General features: G+C 69.7%; 26 protein-coding genes. 24 read left to right on the top strand and 2 right to left on the bottom strand.

The annotated features are described in order from the left end of the window. Window positions 1–105: 105 nt before the first annotated feature. From GPZ80_RS15415 to GPZ80_RS15390, 6 genes are all read left to right on the top strand, one after another. Window positions 106–855, top strand: a complete 750-nt coding sequence (locus GPZ80_RS15415; RefSeq protein ID WP_187221058.1) for a prepilin peptidase — start codon at window positions 106–108, stop codon at window positions 853–855. Between the two features lie 621 nt (window positions 856–1,476). After that, window positions 1,477–2,670, top strand: coding sequence for a chorismate synthase (aroC, locus tag GPZ80_RS15410; RefSeq protein WP_187221057.1), 1,194 nt, complete (start codon window positions 1,477–1,479; stop codon window positions 2,668–2,670). Beyond that, window positions 2,667–3,179, top strand: a complete 513-nt coding sequence (locus tag GPZ80_RS15405) for a shikimate kinase (protein WP_187221056.1) — start codon at window positions 2,667–2,669, stop codon at window positions 3,177–3,179. Before aroC ends, GPZ80_RS15405 begins: the two co-directional genes overlap by 4 nt. Beyond that, window positions 3,176–4,285 carry a 3-dehydroquinate synthase gene (aroB, locus tag GPZ80_RS15400; RefSeq protein WP_187221055.1) on the top strand — a complete coding sequence of 370 codons (1,110 nt, stop codon included), beginning with the start codon at window positions 3,176–3,178 and terminating at the stop codon, window positions 4,283–4,285. Before GPZ80_RS15405 ends, aroB begins: the two co-directional genes overlap by 4 nt. Then, window positions 4,282–4,716: a type II 3-dehydroquinate dehydratase gene (aroQ, locus tag GPZ80_RS15395; RefSeq protein WP_187221054.1), complete on the top strand. Its 435-nt coding sequence runs from the start codon at window positions 4,282–4,284 to the stop codon at window positions 4,714–4,716. The genes aroB and aroQ overlap by 4 nt, the downstream gene beginning before the upstream one ends. Window positions 4,717–4,799: 83 nt before the next feature. Further along, the gene (locus tag GPZ80_RS15390; RefSeq protein WP_187221053.1) at window positions 4,800–6,281 is read left to right on the top strand and encodes a glycoside hydrolase family protein; all 1,482 of its coding nucleotides are present in this window, start codon (window positions 4,800–4,802) and stop codon (window positions 6,279–6,281) included. A 13-nt stretch (window positions 6,282–6,294) separates the two neighbouring features. Here the strand turns inward: GPZ80_RS15390 and GPZ80_RS15385 are convergent, their stop codons facing one another. Next, a complete protein-coding gene (locus tag GPZ80_RS15385; RefSeq protein ID WP_187221052.1) occupies window positions 6,295–6,723 on the bottom strand; it encodes a B-4DMT family transporter in 429 nt (142 codons plus the stop codon). Window positions 6,724–6,783: 60 nt separating this feature from the next. Here GPZ80_RS15385 and GPZ80_RS15380 point away from each other — a divergent pair, with 60 nt between their 5' ends. From GPZ80_RS15380 to nusB, 3 genes are read left to right on the top strand one after another with little or no spacing between them, the layout of a single operon-like run. Beyond that, window positions 6,784–7,878, top strand: a complete 1,095-nt coding sequence (locus tag GPZ80_RS15380) for a M24 family metallopeptidase (RefSeq protein WP_187221051.1) — start codon at window positions 6,784–6,786, stop codon at window positions 7,876–7,878. Between the two features lie 38 nt (window positions 7,879–7,916). After that, a complete protein-coding gene (gene efp / locus GPZ80_RS15375; protein ID WP_187221050.1) occupies window positions 7,917–8,480 on the top strand; it encodes an elongation factor P in 564 nt (187 codons plus the stop codon). A 1-nt stretch (window position 8,481) separates the two neighbouring features. Further along, window positions 8,482–8,901 (top strand): transcription antitermination factor NusB, encoded by a 420-nt coding sequence (nusB, locus tag GPZ80_RS15370; RefSeq protein WP_091380729.1) that lies wholly within the window; start codon window positions 8,482–8,484, stop codon window positions 8,899–8,901. 96 nt (window positions 8,902–8,997) lie between these two features. On the opposite strand, the gene bldD is transcribed toward nusB, so the two are convergent. Further along, window positions 8,998–9,486: a transcriptional regulator BldD gene (gene bldD / locus GPZ80_RS15365; protein WP_018686187.1), complete on the bottom strand. Its 489-nt coding sequence runs from the start codon at window positions 9,484–9,486 to the stop codon at window positions 8,998–9,000. Window positions 9,487–9,740: 254 nt separating this feature from the next. Here bldD and pyrR point away from each other — a divergent pair, with 254 nt between their 5' ends. The 15 genes from pyrR to GPZ80_RS15290 all read left to right on the top strand — a co-directional run bounded on the left by pyrR (window position 9,741) and on the right by GPZ80_RS15290 (window position 24,111). Beyond that, window positions 9,741–10,331 (top strand): bifunctional pyr operon transcriptional regulator/uracil phosphoribosyltransferase PyrR, encoded by a 591-nt coding sequence (gene pyrR, locus GPZ80_RS15360; protein WP_187221049.1) that lies wholly within the window; start codon window positions 9,741–9,743, stop codon window positions 10,329–10,331. Then, window positions 10,328–11,260 carry an aspartate carbamoyltransferase catalytic subunit gene (locus tag GPZ80_RS15355; RefSeq protein WP_187221048.1) on the top strand — a complete coding sequence of 311 codons (933 nt, stop codon included), beginning with the start codon at window positions 10,328–10,330 and terminating at the stop codon, window positions 11,258–11,260. Before pyrR ends, GPZ80_RS15355 begins: the two co-directional genes overlap by 4 nt. Beyond that, window positions 11,257–12,540, top strand: coding sequence for a dihydroorotase (locus tag GPZ80_RS15350; RefSeq protein ID WP_187221047.1), 1,284 nt, complete (start codon window positions 11,257–11,259; stop codon window positions 12,538–12,540). Before GPZ80_RS15355 ends, GPZ80_RS15350 begins: the two co-directional genes overlap by 4 nt. Further along, complete coding sequence (locus tag GPZ80_RS15345) at window positions 12,537–13,103, top strand: PH-like domain-containing protein (protein ID WP_187221046.1); 567 nt, start codon at window positions 12,537–12,539, stop codon at window positions 13,101–13,103. Before GPZ80_RS15350 ends, GPZ80_RS15345 begins: the two co-directional genes overlap by 4 nt. Beyond that, on the top strand, window positions 13,063–14,229 hold the full coding sequence (carA, locus tag GPZ80_RS15340) for a glutamine-hydrolyzing carbamoyl-phosphate synthase small subunit (protein ID WP_187221045.1): 1,167 nt from the start codon (window positions 13,063–13,065) through the stop codon (window positions 14,227–14,229). The genes GPZ80_RS15345 and carA overlap by 41 nt, the downstream gene beginning before the upstream one ends. Continuing rightward, window positions 14,222–17,566 (top strand): carbamoyl-phosphate synthase large subunit, encoded by a 3,345-nt coding sequence (gene carB, locus GPZ80_RS15335; RefSeq protein WP_187221044.1) that lies wholly within the window; start codon window positions 14,222–14,224, stop codon window positions 17,564–17,566. Before carA ends, carB begins: the two co-directional genes overlap by 8 nt. Then, complete coding sequence (gene pyrF, locus GPZ80_RS15330; RefSeq protein ID WP_187221043.1) at window positions 17,563–18,384, top strand: orotidine-5'-phosphate decarboxylase; 822 nt, start codon at window positions 17,563–17,565, stop codon at window positions 18,382–18,384. The genes carB and pyrF overlap by 4 nt, the downstream gene beginning before the upstream one ends. Window positions 18,385–18,848: 464 nt before the next feature. Next, window positions 18,849–19,166: an integration host factor, actinobacterial type gene (gene mihF, locus GPZ80_RS15325; protein ID WP_091380708.1), complete on the top strand. Its 318-nt coding sequence runs from the start codon at window positions 18,849–18,851 to the stop codon at window positions 19,164–19,166. After that, on the top strand, window positions 19,163–19,768 hold the full coding sequence (gene gmk / locus GPZ80_RS15320; protein ID WP_187221042.1) for a guanylate kinase: 606 nt from the start codon (window positions 19,163–19,165) through the stop codon (window positions 19,766–19,768). The genes mihF and gmk overlap by 4 nt, the downstream gene beginning before the upstream one ends. Window positions 19,769–19,784: 16 nt before the next feature. Further along, window positions 19,785–20,072: a DNA-directed RNA polymerase subunit omega gene (gene rpoZ, locus GPZ80_RS15315; RefSeq protein ID WP_187221041.1), complete on the top strand. Its 288-nt coding sequence runs from the start codon at window positions 19,785–19,787 to the stop codon at window positions 20,070–20,072. Further along, window positions 20,069–21,334 carry a bifunctional phosphopantothenoylcysteine decarboxylase/phosphopantothenate--cysteine ligase CoaBC gene (coaBC, locus tag GPZ80_RS15310; protein ID WP_187221040.1) on the top strand — a complete coding sequence of 422 codons (1,266 nt, stop codon included), beginning with the start codon at window positions 20,069–20,071 and terminating at the stop codon, window positions 21,332–21,334. The genes rpoZ and coaBC overlap by 4 nt, the downstream gene beginning before the upstream one ends. Before the next feature lie 63 nt (window positions 21,335–21,397). Beyond that, complete coding sequence (gene metK, locus GPZ80_RS15305) at window positions 21,398–22,579, top strand: methionine adenosyltransferase (RefSeq protein WP_222719395.1); 1,182 nt, start codon at window positions 21,398–21,400, stop codon at window positions 22,577–22,579. Between the two features lie 60 nt (window positions 22,580–22,639). Continuing rightward, window positions 22,640–23,044 (top strand): DUF5313 family protein, encoded by a 405-nt coding sequence (locus GPZ80_RS15300; protein WP_187221038.1) that lies wholly within the window; start codon window positions 22,640–22,642, stop codon window positions 23,042–23,044. A gap of 57 nt (window positions 23,045–23,101) precedes the next feature. Next, window positions 23,102–23,935, top strand: coding sequence for a helix-turn-helix domain-containing protein (locus GPZ80_RS15295; RefSeq protein ID WP_187221037.1), 834 nt, complete (start codon window positions 23,102–23,104; stop codon window positions 23,933–23,935). Between the two features lie 5 nt (window positions 23,936–23,940). Further along, on the top strand, window positions 23,941–24,111 hold the full coding sequence (locus GPZ80_RS15290) for a DUF397 domain-containing protein (RefSeq protein ID WP_187221036.1): 171 nt from the start codon (window positions 23,941–23,943) through the stop codon (window positions 24,109–24,111). Window positions 24,112–24,124: the final 13 nt, after the last annotated feature.

Raw genomic sequence — 24,124 nt, 5'->3', positions numbered from 1 at the left:
CGATAAGCACAAATCAACAAACCCGTCAAACGGCCATCCCCATGCTATCGGGTAAATGACACCCAACCTCCCGCTCGCTAACCTGAAAGCGAAACCGGAGGTCACATGCTCGTCAAATCCACGACACGCCCGATCCCTGTCCGCATCGCACTGTTCGCGTTGCCTTTGTTCGTGCTGACACCGTTGATGCTGAACAACTTCCTCGGTCCGCCAGGCCCTGTGATCCTGATTTCGGTGTCGGCCACCGCGGGAATCCTGGCGGGAATGGTCGCCCGCCGTTTTCTCGCCCGTCACCCCAGAGGCACCAGGGCGCGCGCCGGGTGCTGTGAAGTACCGACGGCGATTCTTTGGGGCCTCATCGCCTGGCGCTGGCATATCGGCGACCTGCCGACGTGGTGGCTACCCACCGCGGCCCTGTACGCCTGGTTCGCCGTCAGCCTCGCCGTGGTCGACTTCCGAGAGCGTCGGGTGCCAGACGTGATCACCCTGGCAGGCTATCCCGTGTTCGGCTGCACGCTGACCTTGGCGGCCGTTGCCGTCGCGGCCTCGGGACACTCATGGAAACCCCTTGTGTGGAACGCGATCCTCGGAGCCACGGCTTTCCTGGCGATCCACGCAACCATCCACCTGGTTCACCCACCCTCACTGGGCGCGGGAGACGTCAAGCTCTCGGTGCCCCTCGGCGCACTCCTCGGCGCGGTGGACCTGATTGCCCTCCCCTTAGCCCTGACGCTCGCCGCTGTCATCACCCTCGCACTTGCCGTCGCCGCCCCACGGACCCTCAGAACCCGTTGGCGATCCGGCATTCCCCACGCCCCTGGCATGCTCGCGGCCACGGCCTTGTTCGTTCTCTGAACGCACTGCCCCGCCCCTCACTGACCCGCCACCTCGTCGCTGCCCTGCCGGCCTGTCGACCCCGGCTGCCCGGCGGCCCGCCTGCCCACCGCCGCCGACCGCCAGTGGTATCCCGTCAACCGGCTCAAGCGGTCATCCCGCCAACCCCGCCCATCCACCAGCCCACCGGCGGCCGACCGTCAGCGGCCAACCGCCGGCACGCCAGTCCACCAACCCCGCCAGTCGCCGCACCCCCCGCGAGCGGTAAACCCGCCAACCCCACCAGCCCCGGCAGCCCGCCGGCTCGCCCACCCCGTGAGCGGTCAACCCACACCAGTTAGCCGCCCCACTACCTCCGCGCAATCCGTCAACCCGCTGGTCCGCACCCCGGCCTTTGTCAGCCCAACGAGCCATTTCACCCGCCGAGCGCCGCCACCGCTCAACGCCAACACCCGCAACATCAGCACCAGCCGCGACAGTCAAGACAACGTCCGAACGCCGAAATCAACGTGTCCGCTCCCCGAACGCGACCAGGAGGTGATCACCCAGAGCCCTTCCACCAGCCGTTTCGTCGGATCCGTCACTGTTCCCTTCGTCCCATCCGGGCGGTCGGGGTTCGGGGTCCCATGACAGGATCAGGCCGTGCTGCGTTGGATTACCGCCGGAGAGTCACACGGACCCGCGCTCGTCGCCGTGCTGGAAGGCATGGTGGCGGGGGTCGAGGTCACCACATCGGACCTGAGCGAGCAGCTTGCTCGCCGCAGGCTTGGGTTCGGGCGTAGCCCGCGCATGGGTTTCGAGACCGACAAGGTCGAGTTTCTCGGCGGGGTGCGCCACGGGCTGACCCAGGGCGGTCCGATCGCGGTGCACATCGACAACGCGGAGTGGCCCAAGTGGGAGAAGGTCATGTCCGCCGACCCAGTGGACCCGGCCGAGCTGGCCGAGCTGGGCCGCAACGAGCCCCTGACCAGGCCCCGACCCGGCCACGCCGACCTGCCCGGCATGCAGAAGTACGGCTTCGACGAGGCCCGCCCGGTCCTGGAGCGCGCCAGCGCTCGGGAGACCGCGGGGCGCACCGCCCTGGGCACGGTGGCGAAGGCCTTCCTGCGCCAGCTCCTCGGCGTCGAGGTCATCAGCCACGTCGTGTCCATCGGCGGGGCCGAGGCTTCGCCGGACGGCCCGACCCCGGGACCGGGTGACCTCGCGGCCATCGACGAGAGTCCCGTGCGGGCGTTCGACGCGGCCGCCACCGAGGCCATGGTCGCCGAGGTGGAGGCCGTCAAGAAGGCGGGCGACACCGTCGGCGGGGTCATCGAGGTCATCGCCTACGGCCTGCCCCCGGGCCTCGGCTCGCACGTGCACTGGGACCGCAGGCTCGACGCGCGGCTGGCGGGCGCGCTCATGGGCGTGCAGGCCATGAAGGGCGTCGAGATCGGCGACGGCTTCACCACCGCCCGCCGGTGGGGCAGCCAGGCGCACGACGAGATCGACCGGGCCGAAGGCACCGTCGCGGGCGTCACCAGGCGGTCCAACCGGGCCGGCGGGCTCGAAGGCGGCATCACCAACGGCGAGCCGCTGCGCGCCCGGGTGGCGATGAAGCCGATTTCGACCGTGCCGCGCGCGCTGTCGACCGTCGACGTCGTCACCGGGGAACCGGCAGTCGCCATTCACCAGCGTTCCGACGTGTGCGCGGTGCCCCGGGCGGGCGTAGTTCTCGAATCCGTCTTCGCGCTCGTCCTCGCCGAGGCGGCCCTGGAGAAGTTCGGCGGCGACTCGCTCGCCGAGACCAAGCGCAACGTCGAGGGCTACCTCGAAGCGCTCCGGAACCGCTGGTGAGCCCGGTCGCCGTCGTGGTCGGCCCGCCGGGTGCGGGCAAGACCACCATCGGCACGGCCCTCGCCGAAGCACTCGGGGTCGCGTTCCGTGACACCGACGCCGACATCGTCGAGACCGTGGGCAAGTCGATCAGCGACATCTTCACCGACGGCGGCGAAGCGGCGTTCCGCGCCGCCGAGGAGGAGGCCGTCGCGGTCGCGCTGCGTGAGCACGACGGTGTCCTCTCGCTCGGCGGGGGAGCGGTCCTCTCGGAGAAGTCGCGCAAGCTGCTTGCCGAGCACACCGTGGTGTTCCTCAACGTCGGCATGGCCGAAGGCGTGCGCCGCACCGGGCTGTCCACCGCCCGGCCGCTGCTCGCCGGGGTCAACCCGCGCGCCAAGTTCAAAGAGCTGCTCGACGCCCGGCTCCCGCTCTACCGTGAGATAGCGAGCGTCGAGGTCGACACCGACACCAAGTCGCCGGACGAGATCGTCTCCCAGCTCGCCACCGTCCTGAACCGAGGAGAATGACCGTGCAGCCGGTGCGTATCCGGGTCGCCACCGAGAAGCCCTACGACGTCGTCATCGGCAAGGGGCTGCTCGACGACCTGGTCGAAGCCGTCAAGGGCGCCTCCAAGGTCGCGATCATCCACCAGCCCACCCTCGCCGCCACGGCGGAGGCGACCCGCGACGAGTTGGTCGCCGCCGGGATCGACGCGCACCGGATCGAGATCCCCGACGCCGAGGACGGCAAGGCACTGTCCGTGGCCGCGTTCTGCTGGGAGGTGCTGGGCCGCATCGGCCTGGACCGCCAGGGCACCGTCGTCGCCCTCGGCGGCGGCGCGGTGACCGACCTCGCGGGCTTCGTCGCCGCCACCTGGATGCGCGGCGTGAAGCTGGTCAACGTCCCGACCACGCTGCTCGGCATGGTCGACGCCGCCGTCGGCGGCAAGACCGGCATCAACACCGAGGCGGGCAAGAACCTCGTCGGCGCGTTCCACGAGCCGTCCGCGGTCCTGGTCGACCTCGCCACCCTCGCCACCCTGCCGCGCTGGGAGCTGGTCGCGGGCATGGCCGAGGTGATCAAGGGCGGCTTCATCGCCGACCCGGTCATCCTCGACCTGATCGAGGCCGACCCGGCCGCCGCGCTCGACCCCGAGGGCGAGGTCATCGGCGAGCTGGTCCGGCGCAAGATCCAGATCAAGGCCGACATCGTCGCCGCCGACCTGCGTGAGTCGGACCTGCGCGAGTTCCTCAACTACGGTCACACCCTGGCCCACGCCATCGAGCGCCGCGAGCGCTACAAGTGGCGCCACGGCGCCGCGGTCAGCGTCGGCATGGTCTTCGTCGCCGAACTGGCGCGGCTGGCGGGCAAGCTCGACGACGCCACCGCCGACCGCCACCGCAGCATCCTGACCAGCATCGGCCTGCCGGTCACCTACGACGCCGACGCGCTGCCGCAGCTCATCGAGGGCATGCTGAGCGACAAGAAGACCAAGTCCGGCGTCCTGCGGTTCGTCGTCCTCGACGGTCTCGCCAAGCCGAGCAGGCTGGAGGGACCGGACCCGTCGCTCCTCGCGGCGGCGTACTCGGCGATCGCGGCGGAGCCGACCGGATCGACCGGGGTGATGCTGTGAAGGTGCTCGTCCTCAACGGGCCCAACCTGGGCAGGCTGGGCACGCGCGAGCCCGAGATCTACGGCAGCACCACTCACGCCGACCTGGTCCGGCTCTGCGTCGAGACCGGCGCCGACCTCGGTCTCGACGTCGAGGTGCGCCAGACCGACCACGAGGGCGAGATGCTCGGCTGGCTGCACGAGGCCGCCGAGAACAAGGTTCCGGTCGTGCTCAACGCCGCCGCCTGGACGCACTACTCGATCGCCGTCCGCGACGCCGCCGCGCAGCTCACCGCGCCGCTGATCGAGGTGCACATCTCCAATGTGCACAAGCGCGAGGATTTCCGGCACCACAGCTACCTCTCCGCGCTGGCCGCCGGGGTGATCGTCGGACTCGGTGTCGACGGATACGCCCTGGCCCTGCGGTGGTTGGCGGACAACGCCAAACCTTGATCGTCCGATTCCCTCATCCGGGCGACGCGGCACCCCTACACTGGGCCCTCCCGTCACCCGCCCGGAAGGCCGATCACGCCCGCATGTCGAGTCCGCGCCGAAGGGCCGCGTCGATTCTGCTGATCGGCGGTCTCCTCACAGGTTGCACGGCAGCCGTGGGGGAGGCAGGCCCGTCCCAGCCCACCACGACGTCGGTGACCCCGTCGGAGGAGCCGCCGCCCGCGCAGCTGACCCTGCGCACCGACCGCCCGCGGCAGAGCCCGGGCGTGGTCGCGGCGGGCGGCGGTGACGCCCCGTACAACTACGGTCCGACGCTGATGCTCGACGGCAACCGCTACCGCATGTGGTGGTGCAGCCAGCTCGGTGTGGCCAACCCGCCGGGCGACGACATCCTCCTGGCCGAGTCGACCTCCCTGGACAGCAGGTTCGTCGGACCTGACGGCAGCCCGGCGACACCGGTTTTCTCCGGCAGCACAACGGGTTTCGACGGCATGCACACCTGCGACCCATCGGTGATCAAGGTCCGCGGCATCTACTACATGTACTACACCGGCGCGGCGGGCGACCACGCCAACGGCAACTCGATCGGGGTCGCCACCAGCCCCGACGGTCGCGTCTGGAGCCGAGGCAACGGCGGCAGGCCGATCGTCACCGCCGCCCGCAATGTGCTGCGCGACAACATCTACGGCGCGGGCCAGCCCGCGGCGGTGCACGTCGACGGCTGGTTCTACCTGATGTTCACCGACACCACCGGCAGCGACGCGGGGTGGAACGGCGCGGGCCAGTTCCTGCTGCGCGCCAAGGACCCGGCCTTCACCGTCGACGTGGAAACGCTGTCCCCAGGCGGTTTCCGCGAGTTCAGCAGTACCGCCGCCCGGATGCGTTCCGTGGTCGACGCGTTCAGCGCGGACCTGATGTGGGTGCCGACCCTGGGTGCGTTCGCCATCGCCCACGAGACCGAGCACGGCACGACGATCACCTTCTGGGACAAGGACTTCCGCCGGTCACCCGCGCGGCCCATCCACATCCCGGGCCCGTGGCGGGAAGGCCCCGGCCTGGTGCGCGACCCGGAGGGGCACGCCGTCCGCTCGGTCGAGGACCCGTGTGATCGCGTCCCCGTCGACCTGGTTCGCGCGACCCGCACCGGGCACGCCCCGACCGACCTGGTCCACTTCGGCGCCGACATCAACAACGCGGGCGCCTGCGACGACCCCGCCCGCGCTCCCGGGGCGCTGCGGGGCTTCGCGATGCCGTCCCCGCAGCGAACCATCGACGTGGTGGTCGAGGGCGGGCTGCTGCGGGTCGAGCGCCGGGCGGTGGCGGAGAGGCTCGCCATCCGCGTCCTGGACCACCGCGTCCCCGCGCTCGAATCCCTGCCGGTCCGCGCCCGCCTCGACGCCGCCGCGAAGGTCGTCACCGCAGACAGCCGCCTGGCCTTCGTGCTCGACGAACACCTGTGGCCGTTCACCGACCCCACGCTGGCCACCCTGAACTCGTCGGTCCCGACCCCCATCACCGCACGCCGCTGGCGCGACTACGCCGACGCCCCCGCCCTGGGCCCCTAACCGACTCGCGGAGTTAGGTGCCGGACTTGCGGCGTTTGCCTGCTGTGGGGGAGGGGCGTTCGAGTTTCGTGCCGACGATCAGGCCCAGGCCCGCGGGTATCAGGACCAGCAAGGCGGTGAAGGCGGCGCCGCCGGTCAGGGCCGAGCCCAGGGAACTGGTGCCCGTCTGGTCCACCAGCACGGCCCGTCCGATGATGGTGAGCACCGCCGAGCCCCACCCGGCGATCAGGGCCGCGATGACCCACGCACGAGCGCGGTCGGCCACGCCACGCCAGGCGTCCACCGCCGCCCAGGTCGCCGCGACGCCCACCAGCACGCCCAGGACCAGCGCCTCGACAAACGTCCGCCCGGTCGGCTCGGACGCCTTGAGCATCGCCACCAGGACCGCCGCCACCGCGTGGACGACGGCCAACACCACGCCCCGAATAACCCACGTCTGCATTACTGCAGAGTAGGACGTGACGACCCGACGAGGGAGGCTGGTGAGCCGTAAGCTCACTTCATGCCTGACGCCCACGTTCGCCGTCGCGCAACCCTGCGGGAGTTGCTGCGGGAGCAGGGACTCGACGCGGTGCTGGTCGCCGACCTGCTCAACCTGCGCTACCTCACCGGTTTCACCGGGTCCAACGGCGCGCTGCTCGTGCACGCCGACGGCGAGGAGCGCACGGTCTTCTGCACCGACGGCCGCTACGTGGAGCAGGCGGGCCTGCAGGTCCCCGAGTTGGAGCACCTCATCGACCGCGCCGGCGCACTGGCCCTCGCCGCGAAGGCGGACAAGGACGCCGCCTACCGCCGCACCGGATTCGAAAGCCAGCACGTCTCCGTCGACGGCCTCGACGCCCTGACCGAGGCCGCCCCCTCGCTCAAGTTCACCCGGGCGCCGAACCTGGTCGAGCGGCTGCGCATGGTCAAGGACGACACCGAGGTCGAGGCGCTGCGGATGGCCTGCGCCGCGGCCGACCGGGCGCTCGCCGACCTGATCGAACACGGCGGGCTCACCGCGGGCCGCACCGAGCGTGAGGTGGCCCGCGACCTGGAGAACCGGATGCTCGACCACGGCGCCACCAAGCCCGCGTTCGACTCGATCGTGGCGACCGGCGCCAACTCGGCGGTCCCGCACCACCGCCCGACCGACGCCGTCCTGCACCAGGGCGACTTCGTCAAACTCGACTTCGGTGCCCTGATCGACGGCTACCACTCCGACATGACGCGCACTCTGGTGCTCGGCCGGCCCGCCGACTGGCAGCGCGAGGTCTATGACCTGGTCGCCGCCGCACAGGCCGCCGGGCGCGCCGCTCTTAAACCGGGAGCCCGGGTACAGGACGTCGACGCAGCCGCCCGCGAGGTGATCGAGAACGCGGGTCGCGGCGCGGAGTTCCTCCACGGCCTCGGTCACGGCGTCGGACTCGAGATCCACGAGGCACCCGCCCTGGCCAAGACCGGTGAAGGTACACTTTCCGCCGGCATGGCGGTCACGGTCGAGCCGGGGGTCTACCTGTCCGGCAAGGGCGGTGTCCGCATCGAGGACACGCTGGTCGTGCGGGATGGCCGACCCGAGCTCCTCACCTTGACCACCAAGCAGCTCATGGTCGTCTAGGACGATCACCCATGCGCGAAACACAGGAGATCTAGCTCGTGGCTTCGACCAACGACCTGAAGAACGGCCTGGTGCTCAACCTCGAGGGTCAGCTCTGGACCGTCACCGAGTTCCAGCACGTCAAGCCGGGTAAGGGCCCTGCCTTCGTGCGGACCAAGCTCAAGCACGTGATGACCGGCAAGGTGGTCGACAAGACGTTCAACGCGGGCGTCAAGGTCGAGACCGCCACCGTCGACCGCCGCGACATGACCTACCTGTACAACGACGGCTCCGAGTACGTCTTCATGGACGGCGACACCTTCGAGCAGATCTCGATCTCGCCCGAGGTCGTCGGCGACGCCGCGAAGTACATGCTGGAGAACAGCAGCGCGAACGTCTCCTCGCACGAGGGCACGCCGCTGTTCATCGAGCTCCCGGTCTCGGTCGAGCTCGTCATCGAGCACACCGACCCGGGCCTGCAGGGCGACCGTTCCACCGGCGGCACCAAGCCCGCCAAGCTGGAGACCGGCGCCGAGATCCAGGTGCCGCTGTTCGTCACCACGGGCGAGAAGGTCAAGGTCGACACCCGCGACGGGCGCTACCTCGGCCGGGTCAGCAGCTGACGTGGGAGCCCGAAGCAAGGCACGCAAGCGCGCGGTCGACCTCCTCTTCGAGGCGGCCCTGCGAGGCGACGACCCAGTCACCCTGATGGCGACCCGGGTCGGCTCGCCGGACGTCGCCCCGGTGAACGACTACACGATCACGCTCGTCGAGGGCGTGTGCGCCAACCAGGCCCGCATCGATGAGTTGCTCACCGAACACGCCGAGGGCTGGACGCTCGATCGGATGCCCGCCGTGGACCTCGCGGTCCTGCGGCTGGGCCTCTACGAGATCCTCTGGGCCGACGACGTGCCCGACGCCGTCGCGATCGACGAGGCCGTGCAACTGGCCAAGACGCTCTCGACGGACGACTCACCGCGGTTCGTCAACGGTGTGCTGGGCCGCATCGGCGGTATCGCCGACCGGCTCCGCGCTTCCCGCTAGGCAGTAATCAAAGGCAGTAATCAAAGGCAGTAATGAAAAACACCCGACCGCGCAGCATCCCCGTCTGCGCGCTGTCGGGTGTTTTACTGTCCCGAATCAATCTTCTTTGGACGGACGGGCCTCCGGGGGCAGCACGCCCCAGTCGATGAGCTGCTCGGTCAGCTCGCCGGGGGTCATGTCGTAGATGATCGCCAGCGACCGCAGGTCCTCGGTGCGGATCGAGAGCACCTTGCCGTTGTAGTCGCCACGCTGGCTCTGGATGGTCGCCGCGTATCGGGCCAGTGGGCCGACCTTCTCCGCGGGCAGCTGCTGCAGCCGCTCCAGGTTGATCACGATCTTCGTGGCGGGCTCGGCGCCGGATGGCACCCGGCCCTCAGGCAGGAGTTCCACCACCGGCACGCCGTAGAAGTCCGCCAGTTCGGCCAGCTTCTGCACGGTGACCGCTCGATCGCCGCGTTCGTAGGAGCCGACCACGACGGCCTTCCAGCGGCCGCCGGACTTCTGCTCGACGCCATGCAGCGACAGCCCCTGCTGCTGGCGGATGGCGCGGAGCTTGGCTCCTAGCGCCTTGGCGTAGTCGCCCATGCGGCGGTTCTCCGTTCGTTCGCCCCGACGGCGCTAAGCGACAGCCTCGGGTAGCTTCAAATCAACACGCTGAGTAATGGTTACCCAGAGTTGTCACCAGGTCAAGCTGATCGGACCAGGAGACCTGGGGAACATGGCCCGGACCACCCGCAAAGTGACCGGAATCGGCCTGATACGGTCGACGTGAGCCCAGGTCAACTGGGCTGATCGACATCCTTTAAAGCCCGTCCAGTGAGGCGGGGAAGGAGTCCACTGTGGCGTCGCGAGACCGCGACGCGGCAGACCCGGCTGGGCAGCGCGAGCTGCTTTCGGCCGGCGATGTCGCGCGCACCATCGCTCGAATGGCCCATCAGGTCATCGAGAAGACCGCCCTCGGCGCGTCCGGGGCGAGCCCGGTCGTGTTGCTGGGCGTACCCACCCGTGGCGGCCCGCTGGCCGAGCGGCTGGCCGCGAAGATCGCCGAATTCGTCGATGTGCGGGTCCCGGTGGGCACGCTGGACGTGACCCTTTACCGCGACGACCTGCGCCGCAAGCCCACCCGCCCGCTCGGCGCGACCGCGCTGCCGCCCGGCGGGATCGATGACGCTCTGGTCATCCTGGTCGACGATGTGCTGTTCTCCGGCCGCACCATCCGCGCCGCACTCGACGCGCTGCGCGACGCGGGCCGCCCCCGCGCGGTCCAGCTCGCCGTCCTTGTCGACCGCGGCCACCGCGAACTCCCCATCCGTGCCGACTACGTGGGCAAGAACGTGCCCACCGCCCGATCCGAGGAGGTCGCCGTCCTGCTCGCCGAGATCGACGGTCACGACGCCGTGCTGCTGCGCAGGCCGGAGGAGTCCGAGTGAAACACCTCCTGAGCACCGACGGGCTCGACCCGGCGACCGCGCTGGCCATTCTGGACACCGCCGACGGTCTGAAGAAGACCCTGCTGGGCCGCGAGGTCCGCAAGCTGCCGACGCTGCGCGGCCGCACGGTGATCACCATGTTCTACGAGAACTCCACCCGCACCCGCGTCTCGTTCGAGATCGCGGGGAAGTGGATGAGCGCCGACGTGGTCAACGTCTCCTCCGGCGGGTCCTCTGTGGGCAAGGGCGAGTCCCTTCGCGACACCGGCCTGACGCTGGCCGCCGCGGGCGCCGACTGCGTGATCGTGCGCCACCCGGCTTCGGGCGCCGCGCACCGTCTCGCGGGCTGGCTCGCCGAGGCGGGCACGAGCGTCATCAACGCGGGTGACGGAACCCACGAGCACCCGACGCAGGCCCTGCTCGACGCGGCGACGCTGCGCGACCGGCTCGGCGGGATCGACGGCAGGCGCGTCGCGATCGTGGGTGACGTTCTGCACAGCCGGGTCGCGCGATCCAACGTGCACCTGCTCACCGCGCTCGGTGCCGAGGTCGTCCTCGTCGCGCCGCCCACGCTGCTGCCCGCCGGTGTCGAGAACTGGCCGGTCCAGGTGAGCCACGAACTCGACGCCGAGTTGCCGACGCTGGACGCGGTCATGATGCTGCGGGTGCAGGCCGAGCGCATGCACGGCGGCTTCTTCCCGTCCGCCAAGGAGTACTCGATCACCTATGGCCTAAGCGAAGCCCGGGCACGGTTGCTGCCCGAGCACGCGGTCGTGCTGCACCCCGGTCCGATGCTGCGCGGGATGGAGATCGCCCCGGCGGTCGCCGACTCGGCGCGCGCGGCCATCACCGAACAGGTCGCCAACGGGGTGCATGTCCGAATGGCCGTGCTGTACCACCTGCTGGCCGGAGAGGAAGACGGTTCATGACCCTGGTCATCCGCGGCGCCAAGCCCTATGGCGAAGGCGATCCCGTAGACCTGTTGATCAGTGACGGTGTCATTACCGACATCGCGGCAATAGGCAGCCTCGAAGGCGACGAGGTCATCGAGGCGGACGGCCTGGTCGCACTGCCCGGGTTCGTCGACCTGCACACCCACTTGCGTGAGCCGGGTCGCGAAGACACCGAAACCATTGAGACCGGTTCCCGAGCCGCCGCCCTCGGCGGCTACACGGCCGTGTTCGCCATGGCCAACACCGACCCGGTCGCCGACAACGCGGTCATCGTCGAGCACGTGTGGCGCCGCGGCCAGGAGGTCGGCCTCGTCGACGTCTACCCGGTCGGAGCGGTCACCGTGGGCCTCAAGGGCGAGAAGCTCGCCGAGTTGGGCACCATGGCCAAGGCCGGGGTGCGGATTTTCTCCGACGACGGCCTCTGCGTCGCCGACCCGCTGATCATGCGCCGCGCCCTGGAATACACGAAGGCGCTGGGCGCGGTCATCGCCCAGCACGCCGAGGAGCCGCGGCTGACCGTCGGCGCGCAGGCCCACGAGGGTGAGACCGCCGCGCGGCTGGGCCTCACCGGCTGGCCCGCGGTCGCCGAGGAGTCGATCGTCGCCCGCGACTGCCTGCTGGCCCTGCACGCGGGCGCCAGGCTGCACGTCTGCCACGTCTCCACCGAGGGCACCGCGGAGGTCCTGCGCTGGGCCAAGGGCCGCGGCACCCAGGTCAGCGCCGAGGTCACCCCGCACCACCTGCTCCTCGACGACGACCGGCTCAACACCTACGACCCGGTCAACAAGGTCAACCCGCCGCTGCGCACCGCCAACGACGCCAAGTCGCTGCGCGCGGCGCTCGCGGACGGCACGGTCGACTGTGTCGCCACCGACCACGCCCCGCACGCCCACCAGGACAAGGACTGCGAGTGGTCCGCCGCCCGCCCCGGCATGCTCGGTCTGCAGACCGCGCTGCCGATCGTGGTGGCGACCATGGTCGAGCCGGGCCTGCTGGACTGGCGCGGTGTCGCCCGGGTGATGAGCGAGCGTCCCGCCGAGATCGCCGGGCTGCCCGACCAGGGCCGCCCGATCGCGATGGGCGAGCCAGCCAACCTGACGCTGGTCGACCCCGCGGGCCGCTGGACGGTCCACGGCGCCGACCTGGCCAGCATCGCCGCCAACACCCCGTACGAGGGCATGGAGCTGCCGGGCACCGTGGTCGCCACGCTGCTGCGCGGCGAGGTCACCGCGCGCGACGGGAAGGCGGTCCGATGAGCAGGCTTGGACTGTCCCTGCTTTTCCTGGCGATCTTCCTGCTGCTCGTCGGCCTGATGCTGTGGGGCTACCGCAACCGCGGCCGCCGCCAGGCCGCAGTGCTCCCCGCTTTCCCCCAGGTTCCCGCGGGCTTGCTTGAGCGCGTGCGTTCGTGTGAGACCGAGGAACTCCTACCGCCGAGCACGGGCGTCTACGTGAGCACCGTGACGGACAAGAGCTGGCAGGACCGGGTCGCCGTGGGCGATGTCGGCTTCCGCGCCGACGCGACCGCCCACTTGCTTACCGAGGGCGTGCTCTTTGACCGGATCGGCGCGAGTCCCGTGTGGATCCCCGCCGACTCGGTCGTCGACGCGCGCACCGAGGCGGGCATCGCTGGAAAGATCATGGGTGGCGACGGCCTGCTCGTGATCCGCTGGGCGATCGGCGACAGCCAGTTCGACACCGGCTTCCGGGCCGACGAGAAGACCGATTACGACACCTGGGTGCCAGCTGTACGCACTCTGGCACAGACGAACGCGACCGATGCTGTGCAGAACGACATGGAGGTACCGCACGGTGAGTAAGAGCACGCGGACTGCCGCCGCGTTGGTGCTGGAGGACGGCCGGGTCTTCCGCGGCGAATCCTTCGGCGCCACCGGCACCACGTTCGGCGAGGTGGTGTTCTGCACCGCGATGAGCGGCTACCAGGAGACCCTGACCGACCCGTCGTACCACCGGCAGATCGTGGTGGCCACCGCCCCGCAGATCGGCAACACCGGCTGGAACGACGAGGACGACGAGTCGACGAAGGTGTGGGTGTCGGGCTACGTCGTGCGCGACCCCGCCCGCATCGCCTCCAACTGGCGTTCGACCCGCAGCCTCGACGAGGTCCTGGTCGAGCAGGCCGTCGTCGGCATCAGCGGAGTCGACACCCGCTCTTTGACCAGGCACATCCGCGAGCGCGGCGCGATGCGCGCCGGAGTGTTCTCCGGCGCCGACCTGGCCGACGTCGACCACATGGTCGGCCGGGTCCGCGAGATCGAGCAGATGAAGGGCGCCGACCTCGCCCGCGACGTCACGACCAAAGAGACCTACGTGGTCAAGGCCGACGGTGAGCGCCGCTTCCGGGTCGCCGCCCTCGACCTGGGCATCAAGTCCAACACCCCGCGGATGATGGCCGCGCGCGGCATCGAGACCCACGTGCTGCCCGCCTCCGCCACGCTCGACGACATCCTGGCCATCGAGGCCGACGGCGTCTTCCTGTCCAACGGCCCGGGCGACCCGGCCACCCAGGACCATGCGGTCGCGCTGACCAAGTCGGTGCTGGAGCGGCGGATCCCGCTGTTCGGCATCTGCTTCGGTAACCAGATCCTCGGACGCGCGCTCGGCCGCGGGACTTACAAGATGCAGTACGGCCACCGCGGCATCAACATCCCGGTCATCGACGTCGCCACCGGCCGCGTCGCGATCACCTCGCAGAACCACGGCTTCGCCCTCGAAGGCGAGGCGGGGGAGCGCTTCGACACCCCGTTCGGCGCCGCCGAGGTCAGCCACTACTGCCCCAACGACGGCTGTGTGGAGGGTGTGCGCGCGCTCGACGTGCCCGCGTTCTCCGTGCAGTACCACCCCGAGGCGGCGGCCGGTCCCCACGACGCCGCCGACCTGTTCGACCAGTTCGTGACCCTGATGGGCGGTAAGGACAATGCCTAAGCGCGAAGACATCAAGCACGTGCTGGTGATCGGGTCCGGCCCGATCGTCATCGGCCAGGCGTGCGAGTTCGACTACTCCGGCACCCAGGCCTGCCGCGTGCTGCGCGAGGAGGGCCTGCGGGTCAGCCTCGTCAACTCCAACCCGGCGACGATCATGACCGATCCGGAGTTCGCCGACGCCACCTACATCGAGCCGATCACGGCCGAGTTCGTGGAGAAGGTCCTACAGGCCGAGCTCGACGCGGGCCACCCCGTCGACTCGGTGCTCGCCACCCTCGGCGGCCAGACGGCGCTCAACACCGCGGTCGCCCTGCACGAGAAGGGTGTGCTGGAGAAGTTCGGCGTCGAGCTGATCGGCGCCGACATCGAGGCCATCCAGCGCGGCGAGGACCGGCAGAAGTTCAAGAACATCGTCGCCGACATCGGCGCCGAGACCCCGCGCAGCCGGGTGTGCCATTCGATGGAGGAGGTCCGCGAGACCGTCGCCGAGCTGGGCCTGCCGGTCGTCATCCGCCCCTCGTTCACCATGGGCGGACTGGGCTCCGGCATGGCGCACACGCACGACGAGTTGGAGCGGCTCGCTTCCAGCGGCCTCACCGAGAGCCCGGTCACCGAGGTGCTCATCGAGGAGAGCGTGCTCGGCTGGAAGGAGTACGAGCTCGAGCTGATGCGCGACCGCAAGGACAACGTCGTCGTCATCTGCTCGATCGAGAACATCGATCCGATGGGCGTGCACACCGGCGACTCGGTCACCGTCGCCCCCGCGATGACGCTCACCGACCGCGAGTTCCAGCACATGCGCGACGTCGGCATCGACGTGCTGCGCGCGGTCGGCGTGGACACCGGCGGCTGCAACATCCAGTTCGCCATCCACCCGGGCAACGGCCGCATGGTCGTCATCGAGATGAACCCGCGGGTGTCGCGCTCCAGCGCGCTGGCGTCGAAGGCGACCGGCTTCCCGATCGCCAAGATCGCCGCGAAGCTGGCCATCGGCTACACGCTCGACGAGATCACCAACGACATCACCGGCGAGACCCCGGCGTCGTTCGAGCCCACGCTCGACTATGTCGTGGTCAAGGTCCCGCGCTTCGCGTTCGAGAAGTTCCCCGGCGCCGACGCCACGCTGACCACGACGATGAAGAGCGTCGGCGAGGCCATGTCGATCGGCCGCAACTTCGTCGAGGCGCTGGGCAAGGCCCTGCGGTCGATGGAGACCAAGGACGCCAGCTTCTGGACCCGGCCCGACCCGGAGACCATGACCCAGGAGACCGCGCTCGACGCCCTGCGGACCGCGCACGACGGCAGGCTCTACACCGTCGAGCGCGCGCTGCGGATGGGCGCGAGCGTCGACGCGGTGCACCAGGCCAGCGGCATCGACCCGTGGTTCATCGACCAGATCGTCTCGCTGATCGAGCTGCGCGACGAGGTCATGGACGCGCCCGTGCTCGACGAGCAGCTGCTGCGCCGGGTCAAGCGCTCGGGCTTCTCCGACCGCCAGGTCGCCGCGCTGCGCCCCGAACTCGCCGGTGAGGACGGTGTCCGCTCGCTGCGCCACCGCCTCGGCGTCCGCCCGGTCTACAAGACGGTCGACACCTGCGCCGCCGAGTTCGCCGCGAACACGCCGTACCACTACTCGTCCTACGAGCTCGACCCCGAAGCCGAGAACGAGGTCGCGCCGCAGCACGACAAGCCCAAGGTGCTGATCCTGGGCTCCGGCCCGAACCGCATCGGCCAGGGCATCGAGTTCGACTACTCGTGCGTGCACGCCGCGATGGCCCTGCGCGAAGCCGGGTTCGAGACCGTCATGGTCAACTGCAACCCGGAGACGGTGTCCACCGACTACGACACCTCCGACCGGCTGTACTTCGAGCCGCTGACGTTCGAGGACGTCCTGGAGGTCGTGCACTCCGAGCAGCGCTCCGGCACCGTGGCCGGCGTCATCGTCCAGCTCGGCGGCCAGACCCCGCTGGGCCTTGCGCAGCGGCTGGCCGACGCGGGCGTGCCGATCGTGGGCACCCAGCCCGAGGCGATCCACCTCGCCGAGGACCGTGGCGCGTTCGGCGAGGTGCTGACCTCGGCCGGGCTGCCCGCGCCGAAGTACGGCACCGCCACGTCGTTCGCAGGCGCCAAGCGCATCGCCGACGAGATCGGCTACCCGGTCCTGGTCCGCCCGTCCTACGTGCTCGGCGGCCGCGGCATGGAGATCGTCTACGACGAGGCCACCCTCGCCGGCTACATCGAGCGGGCCACCGAGGTCAGCCCGGAGCACCCGGTGCTGGTCGACCGGTTCCTCGACGACGCCATCGAGATCGACGTCGACGCCCTGTGCGACGGCGACGAGGTCTACCTCGGCGGCGTGATGGAGCACATCGAGGAAGCGGGCATCCACTCCGGCGACTCCTCGTGCGCGCTGCCGCCGATCACCCTGGGCCGCACCGACCTGGAGGCGGTCCGCCGCTCCACGGAGGCGATCGCCAAGGGCGTGGGCGTGCGCGGCCTGCTCAACGTGCAGTACGCGCTCAAGGACGACGTGCTTTATGTCCTGGAAGCCAACCCGCGCGCGAGCCGCACGGTCCCGTTCGTCTCCAAGGCGACCGCGGCCCCGCTCGCGAAGGCCGCCGCGCGGATCATGCTCGGCGCGACCATCGCGGAGCTGCGCGAGGAAGGCATGCTTCCCGCGTTCGGCGACGGCGCCCAGCTGCCCCCGGGGGCGCCGGTCGCGGTCAAGGAGGCGGTCCTGCCCTTCCACCGCTTCCGCACCAAGGAAGGCCACGGCGTCGACTCGCTGCTCGGCCCGGAGATGAAGTCCACCGGCGAGGTCATGGGCATCGACGTGTCCTTCGGCAAGGCGTTCGCCAAGTCGCAGACCGCGTCCTACGGCTCGCTGCCCACCTCGGGCCGGGTGTTCGTCTCCGTCGCCAACCGCGACAAGCGCGCGATGGTCTTCCCGGTCAAGCGCCTCGCCGACCTCGGGTTCGAGATCCTGGCGACCTCGGGCACGGCGGAGGTGTTGCGGCGCAACGGGATCGCATGCTCGGTCGTCGGCAAGCACACCGAGGCGGTCCCGGGCGAGGTCGACATCGTCGGCATCATCCGCGACGGCGGCGTCGAGATGGTGATCAACACCCCGTACGGCAACCCCGGCCCCCGGGTCGACGGCTACGAGATCCGCACGGCCGCCGTTTCGCGCGACATCCCGTGCATCACCACGATCCAGGGCGCTGCCGCGGCGGTGCACGGGATCGAGGCTCTGATCCGCGACGACATCGGCGTGCGGTCCCTGCAGGAGCTGCAGGCGTCGCTGCGGGCCGACGTGGCCGCCCAGGGCCGCCAGTGAGGGCCCCGTTCGGCAAGCGCCTGGCCGAGTCGGTCGCCGCGCGCGGGCGCCTGTGCGTCGGCATCGACCCCCACCCCGGCCTGCTCGACGCGTGGGGCCTGCCCCAGGACGTCAGTGGCCTGGAGCGGTTCGCGCTGACCTGCGTCGAGGCGCTGGCGGGGGAGATCTCGGTGCTCAAGCCGCAGTCGGCTTTCTTCGAGGCCTACGGGTCGCGCGGAGTCGCCGTCCTGGAACGCGTGATCGCCGAGTCCCAGGCCGCGGGCGCCCTCGTGCTGCTCGACGTGAAGCGGGGCGACATCGGCTCCACGATGGCCGCCTACGCCGCCGCGTACCTCGGTGAGGGTTCTCCCCTCGCCGCGGACGCGGTGACGCTGTCGCCCTTCCTGGGGTTCGGCTCGCTGGCTCCGGCGATCGACGAGGCGGAGCGGACAGGGCGAGGCGTGTTCGTCCTCGCGCTGACGTCGAACAAGGAGGGCGCGTCGGTCCAGCGCGCCGTCGGCGACGGCAAGCTCGTCGCGCAGACGGTCGTTGACGAAGCGGCTTTGCGAAACGCGGACGCCGACCCCATGGGGTCGGTCGGCTTGGTCATCGGCGCGACGGTGGGGGAGACGGGCCTGGACCTGTCCAGGCTCAACGGCCCCATCCTGGCCCCCGGCGTGGGCGCCCAGGGCGCGGGCGCGGCGGATTTGGACCGGGTGTTCGGTCCACTGGCCCACGTGCTGCCCACGAGCTCCAGGGACGTCCTCAAACACGGCCCGGACGCCACCGCACTGCGGACCGCCGCGCTGCGTGCCAGGGACGAGCTAGCCGCCCGCTGAACCCATCACAAGACAAGACGGCGCCGTGGAACCTCACGGCGCCGTCGTCGCGTTCGGCTCCCGGGCCCGATCCACGGTGGTTTCGCCGACATCACGACAGCGCGCCGCCGCGAGAATCGGACGCCGAATCGTTGCCGCTACGCCATTCGGCCTATCAAGTCATCGCGATTCTGTTCGCCCAGGTGGCGGCGGGTGGTCTGACTGGGTGTGTTCAGAACAACTCGGAAAGTGGTGGAAATGACACTTTCTCCTCGCGTGGGCAGCCGATCGCGCTCCGTCACCAACGGCTTATCGGCCCCGTCGGAACGATTGACGCAGGTCACAGCCCCACCCGGGTGTGGACGTTGATCAACTTCTAGCACGTCGTCACCGTGCGCACAGACGGGACCCGCGTTGTCTTCGCAGGCCAGGGCTCGGTAACGTCGCGGCACCGATCCGGAGAACCAATCCCCACGGAGGAAATCGTGGCCCTTCCCCAGCTGACCGAGGAGCAGCGGGCCGCAGCGCTGGAGAAGGCGGCTGCCGCCCGTCGCGTCCGGGCTGAGCTCAAGGAGCGCCTGAAGCGAGGTGGCACCACCCTCAAGGACGTGCTGACTCAGTCGGACAACGACGAGATCCTCGGCAAGATGAAGGTCACCGCTCTGCTGGAGGCCCTCCCAGGCGTCGGCAAGGTGCGTGCTCAGCAGATCATCGAGCGCCTTGAGATCGCCCCGAGCCGCCGTCTGCGCGGTCTTGGAGACCGTCAGCGCAAGGCCCTGCTCGCCGAGTTCCCCAGCGAGTGAATGACAGTTTGAACGGCCGTGAGCCGGGCCCGGGTGTCGCTACCCGGTCCCGGCTCACTGTCGTGTCGGGTCCGTCGGGTGTGGGCAAGTCGAGCGTGGTCGGCGAACTGCGCAGGCTCCACCCCGACCTCTACTTCAGTGTCTCGGTCACGACCAGGGCCCCGCGCCCCGGCGAGATCGACGGCGCGCACTACCACTTCGTCACCCGCGCCGAGTTCGACCGCATGGTCACCGCGGGCGAGTTGCTGGAGCACGCGGAGTTCGCGGGCAACCACTACGGCACCCCGCGCGGGCCGGTCGAGGCCGCTCTGGCCTCGGGAAAGCCCGCTGTGCTGGAGATCGAGCTGCAGGGCGCGCGCCAGGTGCGCGCGGCCATGCCGGAGGCCCAGCTGGTCATGCTGGTGCCGCCGTCCTGGGACACGCTGGTGAGCAGGCTCACCGGCCGTGGCACCGAGGAGGAGGCCGTGGTCGCCCGCAGGCTCGCCATCGCGGAGGAGGAACTCGCCGCGAAGAAGGAGTTCGACGCGGTCGTGGTGAATGCCGATGTACGGCAAGCCGCCACCGAGTTGCTAACCTTGGTACTCACGCCATCATCGGATTGACCTGGAGCTGTTGCGAGTGATCACCCCTACCGAGCTGGGCGCACTGGGCGAGCCGTCGACTGCCCTCGAAGGCATCACCAACCCGCCGATCGATGACCTGCTCGACAAGGTCAGCTCCAAGTACGCCCTGGTGATCTACGCGGCCAAGCGCGCGCGCCAGATCAACGACTACTACGCCCAGCTGGGCGAGGGCCTTCTCGAGTACGTCGGACCGCTCGTCGAGCCGGGCCCGCGCGAGAAGCCCCTTTCCATCGCGCTGCGCGAAATCCACTCCGGTCTGCTTGAGCACACCGAGGGCGAGTGACGTCCCGGCCTCGGGTCGTCCTGGGCGTAGGCGGCGGCATCGCCGCCTACAAGGCCTGTGAGGTCCTGCGCCGACTGACCGAGTCCGGTCACGACGTGCGGGTGGTGCCCACCGAGGCCGCTCTGCGGTTCGTCGGTGCGGCGACCTTCGAGGCCCTGTCCGGCAACAAGGCCCACACCGGTGTGTTCTCCGATGTGCCAGAGGTGCCGCACGTCCGCCTCGGTCAAGAGGCCGACATCGTGGTGGTCGTGCCCTCGACGGCCGACCTGCTGGCCAAGGCCGCCCACGGCCTGGCCGACGACTTGCTCACGAACACCCTGCTGACAGCGCGCTGCCCGGTGCTGATGGTCCCGGCCATGCACACCGAGATGTGGGAGCACGCGGCCACGCGGGCCAACGTCGCCACCCTGCGCTCGCGCGGGGTTGTGGTGAGCGAGCCCGCCAGCGGCAGGCTCACTGGAGCCGACACCGGCAAGGGCAGGCTCGCCGACCCGGCCGAGATCGTCGACCTGGCCCGGCTCCTGCTGGCCCGCTCCGACGCCCTCCCGCGCGACATGGAGGGCTTGCATGTCGTCGTCTCGGCGGGCGGCACCCGTGAGCCGCTCGACCCGGTCCGCTTCCTGGGCAACCGCTCGTCCGGAAAGCAGGGCTACGCCCTCGCGCGCACGGCCGTGCAGCGCGGCGCGCGGGTGACGTTGGTCTCCGCGCACACCGCCGCACTGCCCGAGCCCGCGGGCGCGGACATCGTCAACGCCGCAACAGCGGCCGAATTGCGCGACGCTGTTCACAAAGCGGCCGCCGACGCCGATGTGGTGGTCATGGCCGCCGCGGTAGCCGACTTCCGGCCCACGCACCGGGCCGAGTTCAAAATCAAGAAGACCGAAGCGGACCCGGACGCGGTCGCGCTCACCCGCAACGCCGACGTGCTGGCCGAGCTGGTCGAGAACCGCCGCGAACCGGGTTCCGACCAGGTCGCCAACCAGGTCATCGTCGGGTTCGCCGCCGAGACCGGCGACAACGGGTCCGACGTCCTTGACCACGCGCGCGCCAAGCTCGCCCGCAAGGGATGCGACTTGCTGGTGGTCAACAGGGTGGGAGAAGGCAAAGCGTTCGAGACCGAGGACAATGAAGGGTGGTTGCTCAGTGCGGACGGCACCGAGCGAGCTATCGCCTTCGGCTCAAAAGCGCAAGTGGCGTCCGAAGTCTGGGATGCCGTAGTGAGCACAATCAGCCGGTCGCGGCGCGAACCGCCGCCTGGATAAGGTGAAGACGTTAAGTCTTCGGATGAGGTGGGGTTAGTCGTGAGTGAGACAGGTAGCCGCCGACTGTTCACTTCGGAGTCGGTCACTGAGGGCCACCCGGACAAGATCTGCGACGCCATCAGTGACTCCGTTCTGGACGCTCTGCTGTCCAAGGACCCGCGTTCGCGGGTCGCGGTCGAGACGCTGGTGACCACCGGCCAGGTGCATGTCGCCGGCGAGGTGACCACCGAGGCGTACGCGGACATTCCGTCGATCGTGCGCGACGTCATCCTCAAGATCGGGTATGACTCCTCCGCCAAGGGCTTCGACGGCAACTCGTGTGGCGTGAACATCGCCATCGGGTCGCAGTCCCCGGACATCGCCCAGGGTGTCGACACCGCGTACGAGTCGCGGGTGGACCACGCCGAGGACGAGATCGACCGCCAGGGCGCGGGCGACCAGGGTCTGATGTTCGGCTACGCCTGCACGGACACCCCGGAGCTCATGCCGCTGCCGATCGCGCTCGCGCACCGGCTCGCGAAGCGGCTCACCAAGGTCCGCAAGGACGGTGTGCTGCCGTACCTGCGTCCGGACGGCAAGACCCAGGTCACCATCGAGTACGACGGCGACCGCGCCGTCCGGCTCGACACCGTGGTCGTGTCCAGCCAGCACGCCGAGGGCGTCGACCTGGAGAAGCTGCTCGGCGTCGACGTGCGCGAGCAGGTCGTGCTGCCCGAGTTGGCCGACCTCGACCTCGACACCGAGAACGTGCGGCTCCTGGTCAACCCGACCGGCCGGTTCGTCATCGGCGGCCCGATGGGCGACGCGGGCCTGACCGGCCGCAAGATCATCGTCGACACCTACGGCGGCATGTCTCGCCACGGTGGCGGCGCGTTCTCCGGCAAGGACCCGTCGAAGGTCGACCGTTCGGCTGCCTACGCGATGCGCTGGGTCGCGAAGAACGCCGTCGCGGCGGGCCTTGCCTCGCGTATCGAGGTGCAGGTCGCGTACGCGATCGGCAAGGCCGCGCCCGTGGGCCTGTTCGTCGAGACCTTCGGCACCGAGAACGCCGACCCGCTGAAGATCCAGCAGGCGATCCGCGAGGTCTTCGACCTCCGTCCGGCCGCGATCATCCGCGACCTGGACCTGCTGCGGCCCATCTACGCGCCGACGGCGGCGTACGGCCACTTCGGTCGCCCGGAGCTGGACCTGCCGTGGGAGCGCACGGACCGCGCTGACGACCTCAAGCAGGCCGTCGGTAACTAGTTCTCTCTTAAGCGGCCGGTGTTCAGGGTGATCAAGCCACCTGGACACCGGCCGCTTAGCATGTCCGGTGTGGTCCGAGACCGTCCTGGCCCCTTGCGGTGGCTCTGGTATGCCATCGGGGGCAGGCTGCCCGACCGGTTTCGGCACTGGGTGCTGTGGGACCTGAGTTGTCAGACGTGGGTTTTCCGGCACCTGGCAAGGTCGCTGGTGCTGTTGGCGCCGTGGTGGCTGTTGATGTTCGTGCCCGGGCCGTTGTCGCTGCGGTTGTCGATGGTGGCGCTGGCATATATCACGGGTTTGTACTTCGCGATGTCCTTTATGGAGCACGCGTCGGAGCGACGGTTGGTGAAGCACGGATACCCGGCGGGTTTGAATCGCCGGATTCGCGAAGAGGCGGAGCCGCACGACCGGGCGGAAGTGGTCGCGATGTACGCGGCCTTCCACGATGAGCGTTACGACCCCTGAGAAACCTCAGCCATTCGTGGCGCTTGCGGCGTGGGTGGAAGCTGATCTCATGAACACATGAGCGAACGACTGCCCGCCAGAATGCGAGCGCTGGCAACGGAACTTACGGCCCTCCGTGAGAAGGCGGGCCTCACCACCCGGCAGGCGGCAGCCCGCCTGGGCACCTCCATCGCCACCCTCAATCGCATCGAGAACGCCAAGCGCATGGCAGGCGTGGCCAACGTGTCCGCCCTGTTGGCGATCTACGGCGTGACCGGCCCGGAGCGCAAGCGGATCATGGAAATGGTGGAAGAGGTCAACGCCCCCGGCTGGCTCGGCGTGCCGCTCACCCGTGGCCGCCCCGCCTTGGCGAACTTCGAAGAGGAAGCCAGCTCGATCCTGAATTTCGCGCCGTCAACCCTGCCGGGTCTGTTGCAGACCCCCGCCTATGTGCAGGCAATCACCGCCACGAGCGAATTCCCCCAACCCCGCCACGATGCCCTGGTCGCCGCCCGCCTCGCTCGGCAGCAGGTGCTCGCCAAACTGCTTGCCCCCGACTACCTGGCCATCCTCGATGAGGCCACCCTGCGCCGGGCTTATGGTGGCTCGGCGGCGATGGTCGAGCAGATCCACTGGCTGATCGAGTTGGCCAAGCGCCCCAACATCACCATCCATGTGATCCCGTTCCGCCACGGCGGATACCGCAACCCCGGCTACTTCTCGCTGCTGCAGTTCCCTCGCTCATCGCCCATCGTCTACACCGAGCTCGACCGCACGGCGGGGTTCCACGACGACCCGGCCGACATAGAATCGTTCCGTGGGGTTGCGGCCACCCTCGTGAAGGTCGCGCTTGGGTCCACCGATTCGGTGAACTTCATGGCCAGGATGGCGGCCGATCATGAACGGGGCTGAAACGCATGTACAGCGAGTGGCGGAAGTCGAGCTTCAGCGGCAGTGGTGCCCAGGACTGTGTCGAGGTGTCGTATTCCACGGAGGTCCACGTGCGTGATTCCAAGAACCCGGATGGGGGAATCCTCCGCGTCCCCGCCTCCTCTTGGGCGCCGCACCTGCTGGCCCGCACCGGGTGATCGTCGGCCCTCT

Origin of the sequence: Actinokineospora xionganensis (assembly GCF_014323725.1) — a bacterium.
Lineage (GTDB): Bacteria > Actinomycetota > Actinomycetes > Mycobacteriales > Pseudonocardiaceae > Actinokineospora > Actinokineospora xionganensis.
Note: the sequence above shows the minus strand (reverse complement) of the source record. Positions and strands in the feature narration are given on the sequence as shown.